29 protein-coding genes and 1 pseudogene are annotated in these 17,518 nt (G+C 64.4%); all 30 read left to right on the forward strand.

What is annotated here, in order from left to right; genetic code table 11:
• Positions 1 to 249: pseudogene (gene tuf / locus AAG816_RS25970) on the forward strand (elongation factor Tu); the annotation flags it as partial.
• A gap of 66 nt (positions 250 to 315) precedes the next feature.
• On the forward strand, positions 316 to 624 hold the full coding sequence (gene rpsJ, locus AAG816_RS25975; RefSeq protein ID WP_012113701.1) for a 30S ribosomal protein S10: 309 nt from the start codon (positions 316 to 318) through the stop codon (positions 622 to 624).
• 22 nt (positions 625 to 646) lie between these two features.
• Positions 647 to 1,375: a 50S ribosomal protein L3 gene (gene rplC / locus AAG816_RS25980; protein ID WP_341992617.1), complete on the forward strand. Its 729-nt coding sequence runs from the start codon at positions 647 to 649 to the stop codon at positions 1,373 to 1,375.
• Positions 1,375 to 1,995 (forward strand): 50S ribosomal protein L4, encoded by a 621-nt coding sequence (gene rplD, locus AAG816_RS25985; protein ID WP_341992618.1) that lies wholly within the window; start codon positions 1,375 to 1,377, stop codon positions 1,993 to 1,995. The genes rplC and rplD overlap by 1 nt, the downstream gene beginning before the upstream one ends.
• Positions 1,992 to 2,300, forward strand: coding sequence for a 50S ribosomal protein L23 (locus tag AAG816_RS25990; protein ID WP_341992619.1), 309 nt, complete (start codon positions 1,992 to 1,994; stop codon positions 2,298 to 2,300). Before rplD ends, AAG816_RS25990 begins: the two co-directional genes overlap by 4 nt.
• 23 nt (positions 2,301 to 2,323) lie before the next feature.
• Positions 2,324 to 3,157, forward strand: a complete 834-nt coding sequence (gene rplB / locus AAG816_RS25995; RefSeq protein WP_341992620.1) for a 50S ribosomal protein L2 — start codon at positions 2,324 to 2,326, stop codon at positions 3,155 to 3,157.
• Positions 3,158 to 3,168: 11 nt separating this feature from the next.
• Positions 3,169 to 3,447 carry a 30S ribosomal protein S19 gene (rpsS, locus tag AAG816_RS26000; protein ID WP_341992621.1) on the forward strand — a complete coding sequence of 93 codons (279 nt, stop codon included), beginning with the start codon at positions 3,169 to 3,171 and terminating at the stop codon, positions 3,445 to 3,447.
• Positions 3,448 to 3,453: 6 nt separating this feature from the next.
• Positions 3,454 to 3,834: a 50S ribosomal protein L22 gene (rplV, locus tag AAG816_RS26005; RefSeq protein WP_341992622.1), complete on the forward strand. Its 381-nt coding sequence runs from the start codon at positions 3,454 to 3,456 to the stop codon at positions 3,832 to 3,834.
• The gene (rpsC, locus tag AAG816_RS26010) at positions 3,834 to 4,568 is read left to right on the forward strand and encodes a 30S ribosomal protein S3 (RefSeq protein ID WP_341992623.1); all 735 of its coding nucleotides are present in this window, start codon (positions 3,834 to 3,836) and stop codon (positions 4,566 to 4,568) included. The genes rplV and rpsC overlap by 1 nt, the downstream gene beginning before the upstream one ends.
• 28 nt (positions 4,569 to 4,596) lie before the next feature.
• On the forward strand, positions 4,597 to 5,010 hold the full coding sequence (gene rplP / locus AAG816_RS26015; RefSeq protein WP_341992624.1) for a 50S ribosomal protein L16: 414 nt from the start codon (positions 4,597 to 4,599) through the stop codon (positions 5,008 to 5,010).
• A gap of 11 nt (positions 5,011 to 5,021) precedes the next feature.
• Positions 5,022 to 5,228, forward strand: a complete 207-nt coding sequence (gene rpmC / locus AAG816_RS26020; RefSeq protein ID WP_341992625.1) for a 50S ribosomal protein L29 — start codon at positions 5,022 to 5,024, stop codon at positions 5,226 to 5,228.
• A 7-nt stretch (positions 5,229 to 5,235) separates the two neighbouring features.
• Positions 5,236 to 5,484, forward strand: a complete 249-nt coding sequence (rpsQ, locus tag AAG816_RS26025; protein ID WP_341992626.1) for a 30S ribosomal protein S17 — start codon at positions 5,236 to 5,238, stop codon at positions 5,482 to 5,484.
• A 175-nt stretch (positions 5,485 to 5,659) separates the two neighbouring features.
• Positions 5,660 to 6,028 carry a 50S ribosomal protein L14 gene (gene rplN / locus AAG816_RS26030; protein WP_029006297.1) on the forward strand — a complete coding sequence of 123 codons (369 nt, stop codon included), beginning with the start codon at positions 5,660 to 5,662 and terminating at the stop codon, positions 6,026 to 6,028.
• Positions 6,028 to 6,345 (forward strand): 50S ribosomal protein L24, encoded by a 318-nt coding sequence (gene rplX / locus AAG816_RS26035; RefSeq protein WP_341992627.1) that lies wholly within the window; start codon positions 6,028 to 6,030, stop codon positions 6,343 to 6,345. The genes rplN and rplX overlap by 1 nt, the downstream gene beginning before the upstream one ends.
• On the forward strand, positions 6,338 to 6,895 hold the full coding sequence (rplE, locus tag AAG816_RS26040) for a 50S ribosomal protein L5 (RefSeq protein ID WP_341992628.1): 558 nt from the start codon (positions 6,338 to 6,340) through the stop codon (positions 6,893 to 6,895). The genes rplX and rplE overlap by 8 nt, the downstream gene beginning before the upstream one ends.
• Positions 6,896 to 7,022: 127 nt before the next feature.
• Entirely contained in the window at positions 7,023 to 7,328 is a 306-nt protein-coding gene (gene rpsN / locus AAG816_RS26045) for a 30S ribosomal protein S14 (RefSeq protein ID WP_341992629.1), read from the forward strand.
• Between the two features lie 9 nt (positions 7,329 to 7,337).
• Positions 7,338 to 7,736: a 30S ribosomal protein S8 gene (gene rpsH / locus AAG816_RS26050; protein WP_341992630.1), complete on the forward strand. Its 399-nt coding sequence runs from the start codon at positions 7,338 to 7,340 to the stop codon at positions 7,734 to 7,736.
• Between the two features lie 20 nt (positions 7,737 to 7,756).
• Positions 7,757 to 8,290 carry a 50S ribosomal protein L6 gene (rplF, locus tag AAG816_RS26055; RefSeq protein ID WP_341992631.1) on the forward strand — a complete coding sequence of 178 codons (534 nt, stop codon included), beginning with the start codon at positions 7,757 to 7,759 and terminating at the stop codon, positions 8,288 to 8,290.
• Between the two features lie 12 nt (positions 8,291 to 8,302).
• Positions 8,303 to 8,665 carry a 50S ribosomal protein L18 gene (gene rplR, locus AAG816_RS26060; protein ID WP_341992632.1) on the forward strand — a complete coding sequence of 121 codons (363 nt, stop codon included), beginning with the start codon at positions 8,303 to 8,305 and terminating at the stop codon, positions 8,663 to 8,665.
• Positions 8,666 to 8,683: 18 nt separating this feature from the next.
• The gene (gene rpsE, locus AAG816_RS26065; RefSeq protein WP_029006290.1) at positions 8,684 to 9,241 is read left to right on the forward strand and encodes a 30S ribosomal protein S5; all 558 of its coding nucleotides are present in this window, start codon (positions 8,684 to 8,686) and stop codon (positions 9,239 to 9,241) included.
• A 28-nt stretch (positions 9,242 to 9,269) separates the two neighbouring features.
• A complete protein-coding gene (rpmD, locus tag AAG816_RS26070; RefSeq protein ID WP_341992633.1) occupies positions 9,270 to 9,470 on the forward strand; it encodes a 50S ribosomal protein L30 in 201 nt (66 codons plus the stop codon).
• 12 nt (positions 9,471 to 9,482) lie between these two features.
• The gene (gene rplO / locus AAG816_RS26075) at positions 9,483 to 9,971 is read left to right on the forward strand and encodes a 50S ribosomal protein L15 (RefSeq protein WP_341992634.1); all 489 of its coding nucleotides are present in this window, start codon (positions 9,483 to 9,485) and stop codon (positions 9,969 to 9,971) included.
• A gap of 488 nt (positions 9,972 to 10,459) precedes the next feature.
• Complete coding sequence (gene secY / locus AAG816_RS26080; protein WP_341992635.1) at positions 10,460 to 11,794, forward strand: preprotein translocase subunit SecY; 1,335 nt, start codon at positions 10,460 to 10,462, stop codon at positions 11,792 to 11,794.
• The gene (locus tag AAG816_RS26085; RefSeq protein ID WP_341992636.1) at positions 11,791 to 12,375 is read left to right on the forward strand and encodes an adenylate kinase; all 585 of its coding nucleotides are present in this window, start codon (positions 11,791 to 11,793) and stop codon (positions 12,373 to 12,375) included. Before secY ends, AAG816_RS26085 begins: the two co-directional genes overlap by 4 nt.
• A gap of 203 nt (positions 12,376 to 12,578) precedes the next feature.
• Positions 12,579 to 12,947, forward strand: coding sequence for a 30S ribosomal protein S13 (rpsM, locus tag AAG816_RS26090; RefSeq protein WP_341992637.1), 369 nt, complete (start codon positions 12,579 to 12,581; stop codon positions 12,945 to 12,947).
• Between the two features lie 164 nt (positions 12,948 to 13,111).
• Entirely contained in the window at positions 13,112 to 13,501 is a 390-nt protein-coding gene (gene rpsK, locus AAG816_RS26095) for a 30S ribosomal protein S11 (RefSeq protein ID WP_341992638.1), read from the forward strand.
• A 148-nt stretch (positions 13,502 to 13,649) separates the two neighbouring features.
• Complete coding sequence (locus AAG816_RS26100) at positions 13,650 to 14,666, forward strand: DNA-directed RNA polymerase subunit alpha (RefSeq protein ID WP_341992642.1); 1,017 nt, start codon at positions 13,650 to 13,652, stop codon at positions 14,664 to 14,666.
• Positions 14,667 to 14,742: 76 nt separating this feature from the next.
• The gene (gene rplQ / locus AAG816_RS26105; protein WP_341992639.1) at positions 14,743 to 15,165 is read left to right on the forward strand and encodes a 50S ribosomal protein L17; all 423 of its coding nucleotides are present in this window, start codon (positions 14,743 to 14,745) and stop codon (positions 15,163 to 15,165) included.
• A gap of 171 nt (positions 15,166 to 15,336) precedes the next feature.
• Positions 15,337 to 16,827, forward strand: a complete 1,491-nt coding sequence (locus AAG816_RS26110) for a Do family serine endopeptidase (protein ID WP_341992640.1) — start codon at positions 15,337 to 15,339, stop codon at positions 16,825 to 16,827.
• Between the two features lie 121 nt (positions 16,828 to 16,948).
• Positions 16,949 to 17,518 (forward strand): AAA family ATPase (locus AAG816_RS26115; RefSeq protein ID WP_341992641.1); only part of this gene is annotated, 570 nt, incomplete at its 3' end.

Consider the following 17,518-nt stretch of genomic DNA (forward strand, 5'->3'; position numbering starts at 1 on the left):
ACCAAGGAAGAAGGCGGCCGTCATACGCCGTTCTTCACCAACTACCGTCCGCAATTCTACTTCCGGACGACCGACGTGACGGGCGTGGTGACGCTTCCGGAAGGCACCGAAATGGTGATGCCGGGCGACAACATCTCCGTGGACGTGCACCTGATCGTGCCGATCGCCATGGAAGAGAAGCTCCGCTTCGCTATCCGTGAAGGCGGTCGCACCGTCGGCGCCGGCGTCGTCGCCTCCATCATCGAGTGAATAATTAAGAAACGGGGCCGCGGTGGTCCGCCGTCGCGTCCCTCTTTCTCTTGGAGCCCTTGAGCCATGAACGGCCAGAACATTCGGATCCGCCTTAAGGCGTTCGATCACCGCATCCTCGATGCGTCGACGCGCGAGATCGTCGCCACGGCCAAGCGCACTGGTGCGCAGGTTCGCGGACCGATCCCGCTGCCGACGCGGATTGAGAAGTTCACCGTCAATCGCTCTCCGCACATCGATAAGAAGTCGCGCGAGCAGTTTGAGATGCGTACTCACAAGCGGTTGCTCGATATTGTCGATCCGACGCCCCAGACGGTGGACGCGCTGATGAAGCTCGACCTCGCCGCCGGCGTTGACGTCGAAATCAAGCTCTGACGTGAGGCGAGGAGACACGACCATGCGGTCAGGCGTCATCGCCCAGAAGCTCGGCATGACCCGCATCTTTACCGATGCTGGTGAACATTTGCCGGTTACTGTGCTGAAAGTTGAGAGCTGTCAGGTGGTTGCCCACCGCACGCTCGATGTAAATGGCTACGTTGCTGTCCAGCTCGGTGCTGGCAAGCGCAAGCCGAAGAACACCACCCGCGCAGAGCGGGGCCACTTTGCGGTGGCCGAGGTGGAGCCCAAGCGCAAACTCGCGGAATTCCGCGTGGATGCCGAAGGCCTCATCCCGGTGGGTGCGGAAATCACGGCGGACCACTTCGTTGTGGGCCAGTTCGTCGATGTCACCGGCACCACCATCGGTAAGGGCTTCGCCGGCGGCATGAAGCGGCACAACTTCGGCGGCCTTCGCGCCACCCATGGTGTGTCGGTCTCGCATCGCTCCATCGGTTCGACCGGTGGCCGCCAGGATCCCGGCAAGACCTTCAAGAACAAGAAGATGCCGGGCCACATGGGTGACGTCACCGTCACCACCCAGAACCTCAAGGTCGTGATGACCGACGTCGAACGCGGCCTCATCGCCGTCGAAGGCGCGGTCCCCGGTCACGCCGGCGGCTGGATCATGGTGCGGGATGCGGTGAAGAAGCGCCTGCCGAGCGAGGCTCCCAAGCCTGGCGCATTCAAGCTGCGCGACGGCAACGGCGCCGCGGCTGCGGTGGAAGCCACCAATGAGGAGGGCGCGTGATGGATATCACCGTCAAAACGTTCGACGGAGCCGATGCCGGTTCGTTGACCCTCTCGGACGAGATCTTCGGTCTCGAGCCGCGTGCGGACATCCTGCACCGCATGGTGACCTGGCAGCTTGCCCGCCGCCAGGCCGGCACGCACCGCACCAAGGGCCGCTCGGAGATCAATCGGACCTCCAAGAAGCTCTACAAGCAGAAGGGCACCGGCAACGCGCGTCATGGCGCCGCCTCTGCCCCTCAGTTCCGCGGCGGCGGCCGGGCGTTCGGCCCGGTGGTGCGCTCGCACGCCTTCGACCTTCCCAAGAAGGTCCGTGCGCTTGCCCTCAAGCATGCGCTGTCGTCCAAGTTCAAGTCCTCGCAGATCATCGTGATGGACAATGTGGCTCTGGACGATCCCAAGACCAAGGCTCTGAAGGAGCGGTTCGAGAAGCTCGGCATCGGTTCGGTGCTGGTGGTGGACGGCGCGGAAGTGGAGACCAACCTGGCTCTCGCCGCCCGCAACCTGGCTTTCGTGGACGTGCTGCCGATCCAGGGCATCAACGTGTACGACATCCTGCGGCGTGACACCCTGGTTTTGACCCGGGCCGCCGTGGACGCGCTGGAGGCGCGCTTCAAATGAGCCCGCAGGCGAACATCGAACCGCGTCATTACGACGTGATCCGCTCTCCCGTCATCACCGAGAAGGCGACGACGCAGAGCGAGCAGAGCAAGGTCGTCTTCAACGTCGCCCGCGACGCCACCAAGCCCCAGATCAAAGAGGCCGTGGAAAAGCTGTTCGACGTGAAGGTGAAGAGCGTCAACACCCTGGTCCGCAAGGGCAAGGTGAAGATCTTCAAGGGCCGCAAGGGCGTCCAGAGCGATGTCAAGAAGGCCGTTGTGACCCTCGAAGAGGGCCAGCGGATCGACATCACCACGGGCCTGTGAGCTGAAGGAACGGAATTAAGACCATGGCGCTGAAGCATTTCAAGCCGGTCACGCCGAGCCTCCGTCAGCTCGTGATCGTGGACCGCTCCGGCCTCTACAAGGGCAAGCCGGTCAAGACCCTGACCGAGGGCAAGTCCTCCTCGGGTGGGCGCAACAACAACGGTCGCATCACGGTGCGGTTCCGGGGCGGCGGTCACAAGCAGACCTACCGCATCGTCGATTTCAAGCGCTCCAAGCGCGACGTGGTCGGCACCGTGGACCGGATCGAATATGATCCGAACCGCTCGGCCTTCATCGCCCTCATCAAGTATGCGGACGGTGAGCTGGCCTACATCCTGGCGCCGCAGCGCCTGGGCGTTGGCGACAACATCATCGCTGGCGACAGCGTTGACGTGAAGCCGGGCAATGCCGGCCCGCTCTCCAGCCTCCCCGTTGGCACCATCGTGCACAACGTCGAGCTGAAGATCGGCAAGGGCGGCCAGATGGCCCGCTCGGCAGGCGCCTATGCGCAGATCGTCGGCCGCGACCAGGGCTATGTGATCGTTCGTCTGAACTCCGGCGAGCAGCGCCTCGTCCACGGCGCGTGCTACGCGACGGTGGGTGCGGTCTCCAACCCGGACCACATGAACATCTCGCTCGGCAAGGCCGGGCGCAGCCGGTGGCTGGGTCGCAAGCCGCATAACCGCGGCGTGACCATGAACCCGGTCGATCATCCGCACGGCGGCGGCGAAGGCCGCACCTCCGGTGGTCGTCATCCCGTTACTCCGTGGGGCAAGCCCACGAAGGGCAAGAAGACCCGCTCGAACAAGTCGACTGACAAGTTCATTGTCACCAGTCGCCACAAGCGGAAGAAGTGAGGGCCTGACTGATGTCTAGATCTATTTGGAAGGGCCCGTTTGTAGACGGTTATCTGCTGAAGAAGGCAGATACCGCGCGCGCCTCGGGCCGCAGCGACGTCATCAAGATTTGGAGCCGTCGCTCTACGGTTCTGCCCCAGTTCGTGGGGCTCACCTTCGGCGTGTACAACGGACAGAAGCATGTCCCGGTGTATGTGTCCGAGGATATGGTTGGCCACAAGTTCGGCGAGTTCTCGCCGACCCGTACCTACTACGGGCACGCGGCCGACAAGAAGTCGAAGCGGCGGTGATCAGCCATGGGTAAGCCAGCACGGGTGCGTACGCTCCCTGACAACGAAGCCAAGGCGATTGCGCGCAACCTGCGCGTCTCGCCCCAGAAGCTCAACCTGGTCGCGGGTCTGATCCGCGGCAAGAAGGTGGCCACCGCCCTGGCGGACCTCGAGTTTTCGCGCAAGCGCATCGCCAAAGATGTGAAGAAGTGCCTCGAGAGCGCCATCGCCAACGCCGAGAACAACCACAACCTCGAAGTGGACGATCTGATCGTCGCCGAGGCCCATGTGGGCAAGGGACTGGTCATGAAGCGGTTCTCGCCGCGAGCGCGCGGTCGCGCCTCGCGCATTGAGAAGCCCTTCGCCCAGATCACGATTGTGGTTCGGGAACTCGAGGAGCGGGCCTGATGGGTCAGAAGGTCAATCCGATCGGGCTGCGGCTCGGTATCAACCGTACGTGGGACAGCCGCTGGTTCGCCAACAAGGGCGAATATGGCATTCTGCTCCACGAAGACATCAAGATCCGCAAGATGCTGTTCAAGCAGCTCAAGCAGGCCGCGGTGTCCAAGGTTGTGATCGAGCGCCCGCACAAGAAGTGCCGCGTCACCATCTACTCGGCGCGTCCGGGTGTGGTGATCGGCAAGAAGGGCGCCGACATCGACAAGCTTCGCAAGAAGGTTGCCGACATGACCAAGTCGGAGGTCTTCATCAACATCGTGGAAATCCGCAAGCCGGAAGTCGACGCGCGCCTGGTGGCCGAGTCGATTGCCCAGCAGCTGGAGCGCCGTGTGGCGTTCCGTCGCGCCATGAAGCGGGCCGTTCAGTCGGCTATGCGTCTGGGCGCTGAGGGTATCCGTATCAACTGCTCCGGCCGCCTCGGCGGCGCTGAGATCGCGCGCCTGGAATGGTACCGCGAAGGCCGCGTTCCGCTGCACACCTTGCGCGCGGACGTGGACTACGGTACCGCGACAGCCTTCACCACGTACGGCACGTGCGGTGTGAAGGTTTGGATCTTCAAGGGCGAGATCCTGGAGCACGATCCCATGGCCGTGGACAAGCGCATGAGTGGTGAGGCCGAAGGGCCGAGCTCTCGCCCGCCGCGTCGTGATCGCGACCATCGCGATCGTGATCACGCCGCTTGATCGGCAGCGAGAAGAAGGGCCATAAGCCATGCTGCAACCCAAGCGCACGAAGTTCCGTAAGCAGTTCAAGGGCCGTATCCACGGCGTTGCGAAGGGCGGCACGGAACTGAACTTCGGCGAATTCGGTCTCAAGGCGCTCGAACCCGAGCGCGTGACCGCCCGCCAGATCGAAGCTGCGCGTCGCGCGCTCACCCGTCACATGAAGCGTGCGGGCCGAGTGTGGATCCGCATCTTCCCGGACGTCCCCGTGACCTCCAAGCCGACGGAAGTCCGCATGGGTAAGGGCAAGGGCGCGCCGGAATACTGGGCGGCCAAGGTGAAGCCTGGCCGCATCATGTTCGAGATCGACGGCGTCAGTGTCGACACCGCCCGTGAAGCGCTGACTCTGGCGGCTGCGAAGCTGCCCATCAAGACGCGCTTCATTCAGCGCATTGCCGAGTGAAGGAGAGGCTCATGAAAGCCGAGGACGTTCGGGCCCTCAGCCCCGATCAGCTCGCCGATGAGCTGCTGAAGCTGAAGAAGGAGCAGTTCAACCTGCGCTTCCAGAAGGCCACTGGCCAGCTGGAGAACACGGCGCGGTCGAAGGTGATCCGCCGCGACATCGCGCGGATCAAGACTGTGCAAAATTCCAAAGGCGGTTCTGCCGCCAATGTGAAGTGAGGGAACGATGCCGAAGCGCGTGCTCCAGGGCGTCGTGGTGAGCGACAAGCAGGACAAGACCGTGGTGGTGCGGGTGGAGCGTCGCTTCACTCACCCGCTGCTGAAGAAGACCGTTCGTCGGTCCAAGAAGTATCACGCCCATGACGAAGGCAATGCCTGGGCCACGGGTGATACGGTGTGGATCGAAGAGCACCGGCCGTTGTCGAAGCTGAAGAACTGGATCGTTGTCCAGGGCGAAAAGCGGGCCGTGGTCTGATACGAAGAGAATGCTCCGGTACTGGGTCCGTCGCCTCGGGCTTCCCGCGTTTGGGAAGATCGATCGAGTGGAGACCGTACCGCGGCGAGTACCGTGTTCCGATGAGCGGGCACGGGTGTTTTGAACGGGCAATGCCGGCTTGCCGGCGGCGCTGGATGACGAGAGCAGGTGCGTCATGATCCAGATGCAGACCAATCTCGACGTGGCGGACAATTCCGGTGCGCGTCGCGTCATGTGCATCAAGGTGCTGGGCGGCTCCAAGCGGAAGTATGCTCACGTGGGTGACATCATCGTGGTGTCGGTCAAGGAAGCTATTCCGCGCGGCCGAGTAAAAAAGGGCGACGTGATGAAGGCGGTCGTGGTGCGCACGGCCAAGGACATCCGTCGGGTTGACGGTTCGGTGATCCGCTTCGATCGCAATGCGGCGGTGTTGATCAACAACCAGAAAGAGCCAGTGGGCACGCGTATCTTCGGACCGGTTCCGCGCGAACTTCGCGCCAAGAACCACATGAAGATCATCTCGCTGGCACCGGAGGTGCTGTGATGGCCGCTAAGATCAAGAAGGGCGACAAGGTCGTCGTGCTCACCGGCCGCGACAAGGGTCGCACCGGTGAGGTGATCCAGGTGATGCCGAAGGAGGAGCGTGCGCTCGTCCGCGGTGTGAATATCGTCAAGCGTCATCAGCGCCAGACCGCGTCGGCGGAAGGTGGGATCATCTCGAAAGAGGCGCCCATCCAGCTGTCCAATATCGCGGTTGCCGATCCCAAGGATGGCAAGCCGACCCGCGTCGGTTTTGAAGTGCTGGACGACGGGCGCAAGGTCCGAGTGGCCAAGCGTTCCGGGGAGAGGATCGATGGCTGAGGCGACGTATACCCCGCGACTGCGCACCTTCTACAACGAGGTTGTGCGGCCCAAGCTGATCGAAGAGTTCAGCTATAAGAATGCCATGCAGGTGCCGATCATCGACAAGATCGTCATCAACATGGGCGTCGGCGAAGCAACCGCCGACACCAAGAAGGTCACGACCGCTGCCGCGGATCTCGCGCGCATCGCCGGCCAGAAGCCGGTGATCACCCGCGCCCGCAAGGCGATTTCGAACTTCAAGCTGCGTGAAAACCAGCCGGTGGGCGCCAAGGTGACCCTCCGCCAGGCACGCATGTATGAATTCATGGACCGCCTGATCACGGTCGCGCTGCCGCGCGTCCGAGATTTCCGCGGCCTGAACCCGAAGAGCTTCGATGGCCGTGGCAACTATGCCATGGGCATGAAGGAGCACATCGTGTTCCCCGAGATCAACTATGACCAGGTCGAGCAGATCTGGGGCATGGACATCATCGTGTGCACGACGGCGAAGACGGATGACGAGGCTCGCGCCCTTCTGCGCGCGTTCAACTTCCCCTTCCGCCAGTGACAGTATAGAAGGGGCGCGACGCACCGGTTTGCCGGCGCGTCGCTCCCTTCTTTTCGAGACGGGTTTTGATTTTCCGGCAGTGGGGATGCGGGGACGCATCGTCAGACGCGGAGAACAGGAGCAAGACATGGCGAAAAAGAGCGCGATCGAGACCAACGAGCGTCGCCGCAAGCTCTCCACGAGCTTAGCGCCGAAGCGGGCGGGTCTGAAGGCGATCGTGAACGACAAGACGCTGCCGATCGAGGAGCGCTTCGCGGCGACCCTCAAGCTGGCACAGATGCCGCGGAATTCCGCGAAGATCCGCGTGCGCAACCGGTGCGAGATCACCGGCCGTCCCCGGGCCTATTATCGTAAGCTCAAGATGAGCCGTATTGCGCTGCGTGAGTTGGGTTCCCAGGGCTTGGTCCCGGGCCTGACGAAGTCGAGCTGGTGAGGAGGTCCGATGTCCATCAATGATCCCATCGGCGATCTCATCACCCGCATCCGCAACGCCCAGATGCGCCGCAAGGACAAGACCTCGACCCCGGGTTCTCGTCTGCGCGCCAGCCTGCTCGATGTCCTTCGCGATGAAGGCTACATCCGCGGCTACACCTCGACCGATCACGGCAATGGCCGGACCGAGTTCGAGATCGAACTGAAGTATTTCGACGGCAAGCCGGTGATCCGCGAGATCGCCCGTGTGTCGAAGCCCGGCCGCCGCGTCTATGTGTCGGTCAAGGCTCTGCCCCGCGTGGCCAACGGCCTCGGCATTGCAGTGGTCTCCACGCCCCAGGGCGTGATGGCGGACCACGACGCCCGCGACAAGAATGTCGGCGGCGAAGTGCTCTGCACGGTATTCTGAGCGAGCAACGGAGAGAAGACATGTCGAAAATCGGCAAGCATCCCGTTGCTATTCCCGCCGGCGTCACTGCCAGCGTGGACGGTCAGACGGTGAAGGTAAAGGGCCCCAAGGGCGCCCTCGAACTGACGCTGGTGGATGAAATCGGCGCGGAGCTGGAAGGCTCTGAGCTGAAGGTGTCCATGCGCGGCGAAACCAATCGTCACAAGGCGATGTGGGGCATGTCCCGCACCCTGGTGTCCAATCTGGTGGACGGCGTGACCAAGGGCTTCGAGAAGAAGCTCGAGATCACCGGCGTCGGCTACAAGGCGGCGGTCGCGGGCAAGAACCTGAACCTGTCGCTCGGCTACAGCCATGACGTGATCTATGCCATCCCCGATGGCATCTCGATCGTCGCGGCCAAGCCCACCGAACTGCTGGTGTCGGGCATCGACAAGCAGCAGGTCGGCCAGGTGGCGGCTGAGATCCGCGAATTCCGCAGCCCGGAACCCTATAAGGGCAAGGGCGTCAAGTACGCTGGCGAATTCATCTTCCGCAAGGAAGGCAAGAAGAAGTGACGGAGGCGAACCATGGCTAAAGATCTGGAGGCGCTGGAGCGCCGCAAGGCCAAGGTGCGCCGCGCGATTCGCGTCGCGGCCAATGGGCGTCCGCGCCTGTCGGTTCACCGCACCTCGAAGCACATCTACGCGCAGATCATCGACGACGCGAAGGGCGAGACCTTGGTCTCCGCCTCGAGCCTCGAGAAGGATCTGCGGACCTCGCTCAAGACCGGCGCTGACGTCGAGGCCGCTACGGCCATCGGCAAGCTGGTGGCCGAGCGGGCCGTTGCGAAGGGCGTTTCCGCTGTCGTGTTCGATCGCGGCGCATACATCTATCATGGGCGCGTCAAGGCGCTCGCTGAGGGCGCCCGCGAAGGCGGCCTTCAGTTCTGACGCGAAGGACGTAGCGAAATGGCCCGTGAACGGGAACACCGCGGAGATCGCGAAGATCGTGACAACACGTTTGTGGACAAGCTGGTCCACATCAACCGTGTCGCGAAGGTTGTGAAGGGTGGACGTCGCTTCGGCTTCGCCGCTCTGGTGATTGTCGGCGACCAGAAGGGTCGCGTCGGTTTCGGTCATGGCAAGGCGCGTGAAGTGCCTGAGGCCATCCGCAAGGCCACGGAAAGCGCCAAGCGTGCGCTGATCCGGGTGCCGCTGCGCGAAGGTCGGACCCTGCACCACGACGTGCATGGTCACCACGGCGCCGGCAAGGTCATCCTGCGCGCCGCGCCTGCGGGTACCGGCATCATCGCCGGCGGCCCCATGCGCGCCGTGTTCGAGACCCTGGGCGTCCATGACGTGGTGGCGAAGTCCTTCGGGTCTTCCAACCCCTACAACATGGTGCGCGCCACTTTCGACGCTTTGACCAACCAGGACAGCCCGCGCTCCGTCGCGTCGCGTCGTGGCATCAAGGTTTCCCAGCTCCAGTCCCGCCGCCGCGTCGAAGACGCGGAAGCGACCGACTGAGCCCGGCTGCATCTGACAGGAGCACGCCATGGCTAAGGCGACTGAAACCAACACCGTCACCGTGGAGCAGATCGGTTCGCCGATCCGCCGCCCGGGCGACCAGCGCGCAACGCTGATCGGCCTCGGGTTGAACAAGCGGCACCGCCGTTCCACTCTGGAAAATACTCCGGCCGTGCGCGGCATGATCGCGAAGGTCCAGCATCTCGTCCGTGTTGTCACGGGCGAGTGAGGGAGAAGCGAGATGAAGCTCGACGAGATCAGAGATAATGTCGGCGCGCGCAAGAAGCGCATGCGCGTCGGTCGCGGCATCGGGTCCGGCAAGGGTAAGACCGCCGGACGCGGCGTGAAGGGCCAGAAGGCCCGCACGGGTGTCGCCATCAAGGGGTTCGAAGGCGGCCAGATGCCGTTGCATCGGCGTCTGCCGAAGCGCGGCTTCCACAACATCTTCGCGCTCACCTTCAACGAAGTGACCCTCGGTCGCATCCAGAAGGCCATCGATGCCGGCAAGCTGGACGCCACGGTTCCGGTGACTTCGGAGACCCTCCTGCTGGCCGGCGTGATCCGTCGCCCGCTGGATGGCGTCCGGGTTCTGGGCGGCGGCGAGCTGACCACCAAGGTGTCGCTCGACGTGTCTTATGCCACCAAGTCGGTGACGGAAGCGGTCGAGAAGCTCGGCGGCACCGTCAAGGTGCTGGTGGCGCTGAAGGCCGAGGCCGCGGAAGCGGTTTGAAGCTGAACCAACCCAGCGGCCCCGGAGCGATCCGGGGCCGCTTCGGTGTTGGGGGAGGGCGGTCTCGCACCGCTCAGTCGGGCCTCCCTGTGGGGCCCATTCGTGTGTGTTCCGGTCGGCGACCGGGTTCCGCGCGGCGGTTCCGGTTCGGGATCGGTGAGACGCAAGTTTGATTTCGGGGCAGGGGTGCGCGGCTTCGGCGTGGCGCGTCATCTGGCCCATGGATGATTGCGGCAAATCCGGCTATGACCGACAGGAACGGGATTCGCGGGACCTGGACGATGCAGGACCTGGAGTGTCGGGCGCGTGGTAGTCGGGCGCGTGGCATGTGGGGCCAGATGCTGGTGCCATGGTCCTGCGAAACATGACCTGCAGAACACAGCCTGCAAAATCGTGCGGTCCGTGCTCCTTCAGGCCCTGACGCGACGCACGCGCGCCTCTCATATATAGCCCGCGCCTTCTTCAAGGTGGCGGAAGCGGAGCAAGGCATGGTCTCGGCGGCCGAACAACTCGCGGCAAATCTCAATTTCGGTGCTCTCGGCAAGGCCGAGGAGCTGAAAAAGCGCATCTGGTTCACGCTGGGCGCGCTGATCGTGTTCCGGCTCGGAACCTACATCCCGCTCCCCGGGATCAATCCCGATGCGCTGACCGACGTGTTCAAGAACGCGCAGCAGGGCATCATCGGCCTGTTCAACATGTTCTCCGGCGGTGCCGTCGAGCGCATGGCGATCTTCGCCCTGAACATCATGCCGTACATCTCGGCCTCCATCATCATCCAGCTGCTGACCACCGTGTCGCCGTCGCTGGAAGCGATGAAGAAGGAGGGGGAGGCGGGCCGCAAGAAGCTCAACCAGTACACCCGCTACCTCACGGTGATTCTCGCCGTGTTCCAGGCCTATGGCATTGCCGTCGGGCTGGAGAGCTCGCAGGGCGTGGTGGCCGAGGCCGGCTGGTTCTTCCGCATCTCCACGGTGATCACGCTGACTGGCGGCACCATGTTCATGATGTGGCTGGGTGAGCAGATCACCTCGCGCGGCATCGGCAACGGCACCTCGCTGATCATCTTCGCCGGCATCGTCGCCGAGCTGCCGGGGGCCTTCGTGCGCACCCTGGAACTGGGCCGTCAGGGCGCCATTGCTACCCCGATCATCCTGCTGGTGCTGGTGATGGTGGTGGCCGTGATCGCCTTCATCGTGTTCATGGAGCGCGCCCAGCGCCGGCTGCTGATCCAGTATCCCAAGCGCCAGGTGGGCAATAAGCTCTATGAGGGCCAGTCCTCGCATCTGCCGCTGAAGCTGAACACCGCCGGCGTGATCCCGCCGATCTTCGCCTCCTCGCTGCTGCTGATTCCCACCACCATCGCCAGCTTCATGCAGGGCGCAGGTCCCGAGTGGTTCGGCACGGTGACGCGTCTGCTCGGCCACGGCCAGCCGCTGTACATGGTCGCCTATGTGGCGCTCATCATCTTCTTCTGCTTCTTTTATACCGCCATCGTGTTCAATCCGGTGGAGACCGCCGACAATCTGAAGAAGCATGGCGGCTTCATTCCGGACATTCGCCCCGGTGAACGCACGGCGGAATATATCGACTACGTGCTTACCCGCATCACCGTGGTCGGAGCGGGCTATATTGCCGCGGTTTGCTTGTTCCCCGAACTGCTGATTTCATATGCGGCCGTGCCGTTCTATTTTGGCGGCACATCGCTGCTGATCGTGGTCAGTGTGACCATGGATACGGTGTCCCAGATTCAGGGCCACCTGTTGGCGCACCAGTATGAAGGCTTGGTCAAGAAGTCCAAGCTGCGCGGGGGGAGACGTAAATGAGGCTGGTACTTCTGGGACCGCCCGGGGCGGGCAAGGGCACCCAGGCGCAGCGGCTGGTGAAGCGCTACGGCATCGTCCAGCTCTCCACCGGCGACATGCTTCGCGCCGCGGTCGCCGCCGAGACACCGGTGGGTGTCAAGGCCAAGGCGGTGATGGAGGCCGGCGGGCTGGTGTCCGACGATATCGTCATCGGCATCATCGCCGAGCGGCTTGAGCATGCGGACGCCCGCAAGGGCTTCATCCTCGACGGGTTTCCGCGCACGGTGGCCCAGGCGGAGGCGCTGGACGGGCTGCTGTCCGAGACCGGCCTCAAGCTGGACGCGGTGATCGAGCTCAAGGTCGACCAGGCCAAGCTGATGCATCGCATCCTGACCCGCGCCGAGGAGACCCGCGCCCGCGGCGAGCCGGTGCGCAAGGATGACGATCCCGAGGTGTTCAAGGCGCGTCTTGAGGCCTACAACCGCGATACCGCGGTGGTGTCGCCTTATTATGCCGCCAAGGGCCAGCTGCAGCAGATCGACGGGATGCGTCCCATCGACGAGGTGACGGCGGCCATCGACGGCATTCTCGAGACGGTTTGAGGATTTCTGCGACCCCGCGTGGGGTTGACAGCCGGGGGGATTGCGCGTATTCGCGCTTCTTCCTTTAGAGATCCGTGCTTGGCGCTCCTCTTAGCGAGGGGCGGCGCGCGCGGATTGTTACTTTTTCTCTGCACGGGCCGGGCTCCACCGGACGCAGGGAATGCGACCGTCGGGTCAATCCGGCGGCGGACATGGAGAGAGCAGTGGCTCGTATCGCAGGCGTAAATATTCCGACCAACAAGCGCGTCATCATTGCGCTTCAGTACATTCACGGCATCGGCGCGAAGAAGGCCGAAGAGATCGTGACCAAGGTGGGCATTCCGGCTGAGCGCCGCGTGAACCAGCTCACCGACCAGGAAGTGCTTCAGATCCGCGAGACCATCGACCGCGATTATATCGTGGAAGGTGACCTGCGCCGTGAAGTCTCCATGAACATCAAGCGTCTGATGGATCTGGGCTGCTACCGCGGTCTGCGTCATCGTCGCGGCCTGCCGGTGCGTGGTCAGCGGACCCACACCAACGCCCGCACCCGCAAGGGTCCGGCCAAGGCGATCGCCGGCAAGAAGAAGTGATCTGCGGCTTGATCGCACGATAAGGGAAGGCCGGTCTCCGGCCTTCTCCTGTTTGTCCCTTTGAATGCCGAAGATGGCATTCAATTCTACCTTTGAGGGCTCCAAACGGGCCCTCACTCCCGAGCGCCTGGAGTTACGGGCGCGCCTGAAGGAATGAAGACGAGATGGCTAAGGAAGCAACACGCGTCAAACGCCGTGAGCGCAAGAACATCGCCTCCGGCGTGGCGCATGTGAACGCGACGTTCAACAACACCATGATCACCATCACCGACGCGCAGGGCAACACGATCTCGTGGTCGTCCGCCGGTGCCATGGGGTTCAAGGGTTCGCGCAAGTCCACGCCGTATGCGGCGCAGATGGCCGCCGAAGACGCCGCCCGCAAGGCGGCCGAGCACGGCATGCGCACCCTGGAAGTGGAAGTCTCCGGTCCCGGCTCGGGACGTGAGTCGGCGCTGCGCGCGCTGCAGGCCGCCGGTTTCCTGGTGACCTCGATCCGCGACGTGACCCCGATTCCGCACAACGGCTGCCGTCCGCGCAAGCGCCGGCGCGTCTGAGCGTGCCAACGGCCCGCGGGATCGTCCCGCAGGGCCTCTGCTCGGTTCCTCCCCGGCGAGCGGGACGGGTCGGCGCATCGAAGGTTCTTGAGAGGCCGCAAGGTTTCATTCGAGTGCAGCCGCCCGGCGAGAAGGCAAGGTGACGCAAGTGATTCAAAAGAACTGGCAAGAGCTTATCAAGCCCGAGAAGCTGCAGGTGATCGCCGGTCGCGACCCCAAGCGTCTCGCCACCGTGGTGGCGGAGCCGCTGGAGCGCGGCTTCGGCATGACCCTCGGCAACGCGCTGCGGCGTATCCTGCTGTCGTCCCTGCAGGGCGCGGCGGTGACCTCGCTGCACATCGATGGCGTGCTGCACGAGTTCTCGTCCATCCCCGGCGTGCGTGAGGATGTCACCGACATCATCCTGAACGTCAAGGATGTGGCGATCAAGATGCAGGGCGAAGGCCCCAAGCGCCTCGTGGCCAAGAAGACCGGCCCCGGTGTGCTGACCGCTGGCGACATCCAGACCGTCGGCGACATCCAGGTGCTGAACCCGAACCTGGTGATCTGCACCCTCGACGAGGGCGCGGAACTCCGCATCGAGTTCACCGTGGATACCGGCAAGGGCTATGTGGCCGCTGACCGCAACCGTCCCGAAGATGCCCCGATCGGCCTGATCCCGATCGACAGCCTCTATTCGCCGGTGCGCAAGGTGTCCTACAAGGTCGAGAACACCCGCGAGGGCCAGATTCTCGACTATGACAAGCTCACGCTCCAGATCGAGACCGATGGTTCGATCTCGGCGGAAGATGCGCTCGCTTATGCGGCCCGCATCCTCCAGGACCAGCTGGAAATCTTCGTCAACTTCGAGGAGCCGAAGCGCGAGAGCGAAGCGGCGGCCATTCAGGAACTGCCCTTCAACCCGGCACTCCTGAAGAAGGTGGACGAGCTGGAACTGTCGGTGCGTTCGGCCAACTGCCTGAAGAACGACAACATCGTCTATATTGGCGACCTGATCCAGAAGAGCGAGACGGAGATGCTCCGGACGCCGAATTTCGGCCGCAAGTCGCTCAACGAAATCAAGGAAGTCCTGGCCTCCATGGGCCTGCATCTCGGCATGGAAGTGCCGGGTTGGCCGCCGGAAAACATCGAAGAGCTCGCGAAGCGCTTCGAAGACCATTATTGATCTCAATCCCACCGCGGCTCGAGCCGCACAACCACACCCGGCTCGAAACGCCGTCGGATCTTAGGAGTTAGCCGTCATGCGCCACGGCAAGGTACATCGGAAGTTCAACCGTACGGCCGAACATCGCAAGGCGATGTTCATGAACCTGTGCGGCGCCCTCATCACCCACGAGCAGATCATCACCACCCTGCCCAAGGCGAAGGATCTTCGCCCGGTGGTGGAGAAGCTGGTCACCCTGGCTCGCCGCGGCGATCTCCACGCGCGCCGTCAGGCGATCGCGGAGCTGCGCGACGTGACCATCGTGCGCAAGCTGTTCGACGTGATCGCGCCCCGCTATCAGGCCCGTCCGGGCGGATACACCCGCATCATCAAGGCGGGCTATCGCCACGGCGACAACACGGCCGTGGCCGTGATCGAGTTCGTGGATCGCGACGTGGAGGCCAAGGGCGCCTCCGACCGCGCCCGCACGGAAGCGGCGGAAGCCGCCGCCGCCGCCTGAGCGGATCTTCCTCGCAGGTTTCAGCGTTCTGAAGGGCGGCCTCAAGGCCGCCCTTCTTTCGTTTCAGGGGAAGGCACGGCCGCTGCCGCGCCCCTCTCAGGCGCGCCCGTCGTGCCGACATGGCCACAGGGTCCGGACGTCCGGACCGCACATAGTCAGGGAACACGCTCCATGCGCATGTCTTCGGTTCGATCCTGCCTCGGAGCCCTGTTGGCGGCGGGATTGTGGGTGGCGGGTCTGGAGGCGGTCAGCGCCCAGTCTCCGGCGGCGCCGAGCCCCGGTGGGGCCAGCGCCGTGGCCCAGGTGCCGCCGTCCGCCGCCGCCATCACCTTGAGCTTCGCGCCGGTGGTGGCGCGCACCGCGTCGGCGGTGGTGAATGTCTATGCCCTCAAGACCGCGCAGCAGCGCACCAATCCGTTCATGGACGACCCGTTCTTCCGCCGCTTCTTCGGTGGCGGCGCGCCCGGCGGTCCGGGCGGCCCCGGCGGACCGGGCCTGGGGGCGCCGGAGCGCATGCAGCGCGCGCTGGGCTCGGGCGTGATCGTGGATGGCTCCGGCATCGTGGTTACCAACCACCATGTGATCGAGGGCGCCGATCAGATCCGCATCGCCCTCAATGACAAGCGCGAGTTCGATGCGGAGGTGATGCTGTCGGATCCGCGCACGGATCTGGCGGTGCTGCGCATCAAGGGTGATGGCGCCAAGTTCGCATTCCTGGATATCGGCAATTCCGACAGCCTAGCCGTGGGCGATCTGGTGCTGGCCATCGGCGATCCCTTCGGCGTCGGCCAGACGGTGACCCAGGGCATCGTCTCGGCGCTGGCCCGCACCCAGGTGGGCGTCTCTGACTATCAATTCTTCATCCAGACCGACGCGGCCATCAATCCGGGCAATTCCGGCGGCGCTTTGGTGGACATGGCCGGTCGGCTGGTGGGCATCAACACCGCCATCTATTCCCGCTCCGGCGGGTCGCACGGCATCGGCTTCGCCATTCCCTCCAACATGGTCAGCGTGGTGGTGGCCACCGCCAAGGCCGGCGGCAAGACCGTGCGCCGCCCCTGGATGGGCGCCAAGCTGCAGCGGGTGACGCCGGAAATCGCCGAAAGCCTCGGCCTGGCGCGGCCCACCGGCGTGCTGGTGCAGTCCGTGGTTCCCGATGGCCCGGTGGGCAAGGCGGGCATGAAGACCGGCGACCTGATCATTGCCGTGGACGGGCAGGGGATCGATGATCCCGAAGCCCTGGTCTACCGCTTCGGCACCCGCCCCATCGGCGGCAAGGCCGTGGTGACCGTGAGCCGCCAGGGCCGCGAGCAGCAATTGACCGTGGCCTTGGAGGCCCCCCCGGAGACGGTGCCGCGCCAGGAGGTGGTGATCGCCTCGCGCACGCCGTTCGCCGGCGTCCGGGTGCTGAACGTCTCCCCCGCCGTGGCCGACGAACTGCGCCTGGACGTGGACGAGGGCGTCGTTGTGGTGGCCGGGGTGGCGGAACGCTCCCCCGCGGATGTGGCCGGCTTCCGGCCCGGCGACGTCATCCTGGAAGTGAACGGGGTGCGCATTGAGCGCACCGGCGATCTGGTGACCGCCACCCGCAATCCCGCCCGCTCGTGGCGGGTGACCGTGGCCCGCGGCGGGCGCACCATCACCACCGTTCTGGGCGGCTGAGGCTGACGATCGGAACAGTTTCGTTAGGTGAACGACCGTCGGCCCACGGGCCGACGGGGGCGAAGGACGGGCGGACCGGGGCGCTTTCGCGCCGCCGGCCGAGCAGACGGGCGGGATGACCATGTCGTTGTTTGATGAAGCCGCCCCCCGTCCCCTGGCCGAAGTCCTGCGTCCCCAGCGGTTGCAGGACGTGATCGGCCAGGACCGCCTGCTGCGGCCCGATGGTCCCATCGGCCGCATGGTGGCGGGCAAGCGGCTGTCGTCCTTCATCCTGTGGGGGCCGCCGGGCTCGGGCAAGACCACCATCGCCCGGCTGGTGGCCAAGGGCATCGGGCTGGAATTCGTACAGCTCTCCGCCGTGCTGTCCGGGGTAGCGGACCTGCGCAAGGTGATCGACACCGCCAAGCATCTGCGCACCGGCGCCGGGCGGCAGACCGCGGTGTTCGTGGACGAGCTGCACCGCTTCAACCGTACCACCCAGGATGCGCTGCTGCCCCATGTGGAAGACGGCACCATCGTGCTGATCGGGGCGACCACGGAGAACCCCAGCTTTTCGATGGTGGCGGCGCTGCTGTCGCGCACCAAGGTCTATACCCTCTCCCGCCTGGAGCGGGCGGACCTGGAATTGCTGCTCCAGCGCGCCGAGGCCCATATGGGCCGGCCGCTGCCGGTGGATGCCATGGCGCGGGAC

The organism is Azorhizobium sp. AG788, from assembly GCF_943371865.1.
Taxonomy (GTDB): Bacteria; Pseudomonadota; Alphaproteobacteria; order Rhizobiales; family Xanthobacteraceae; genus Azorhizobium.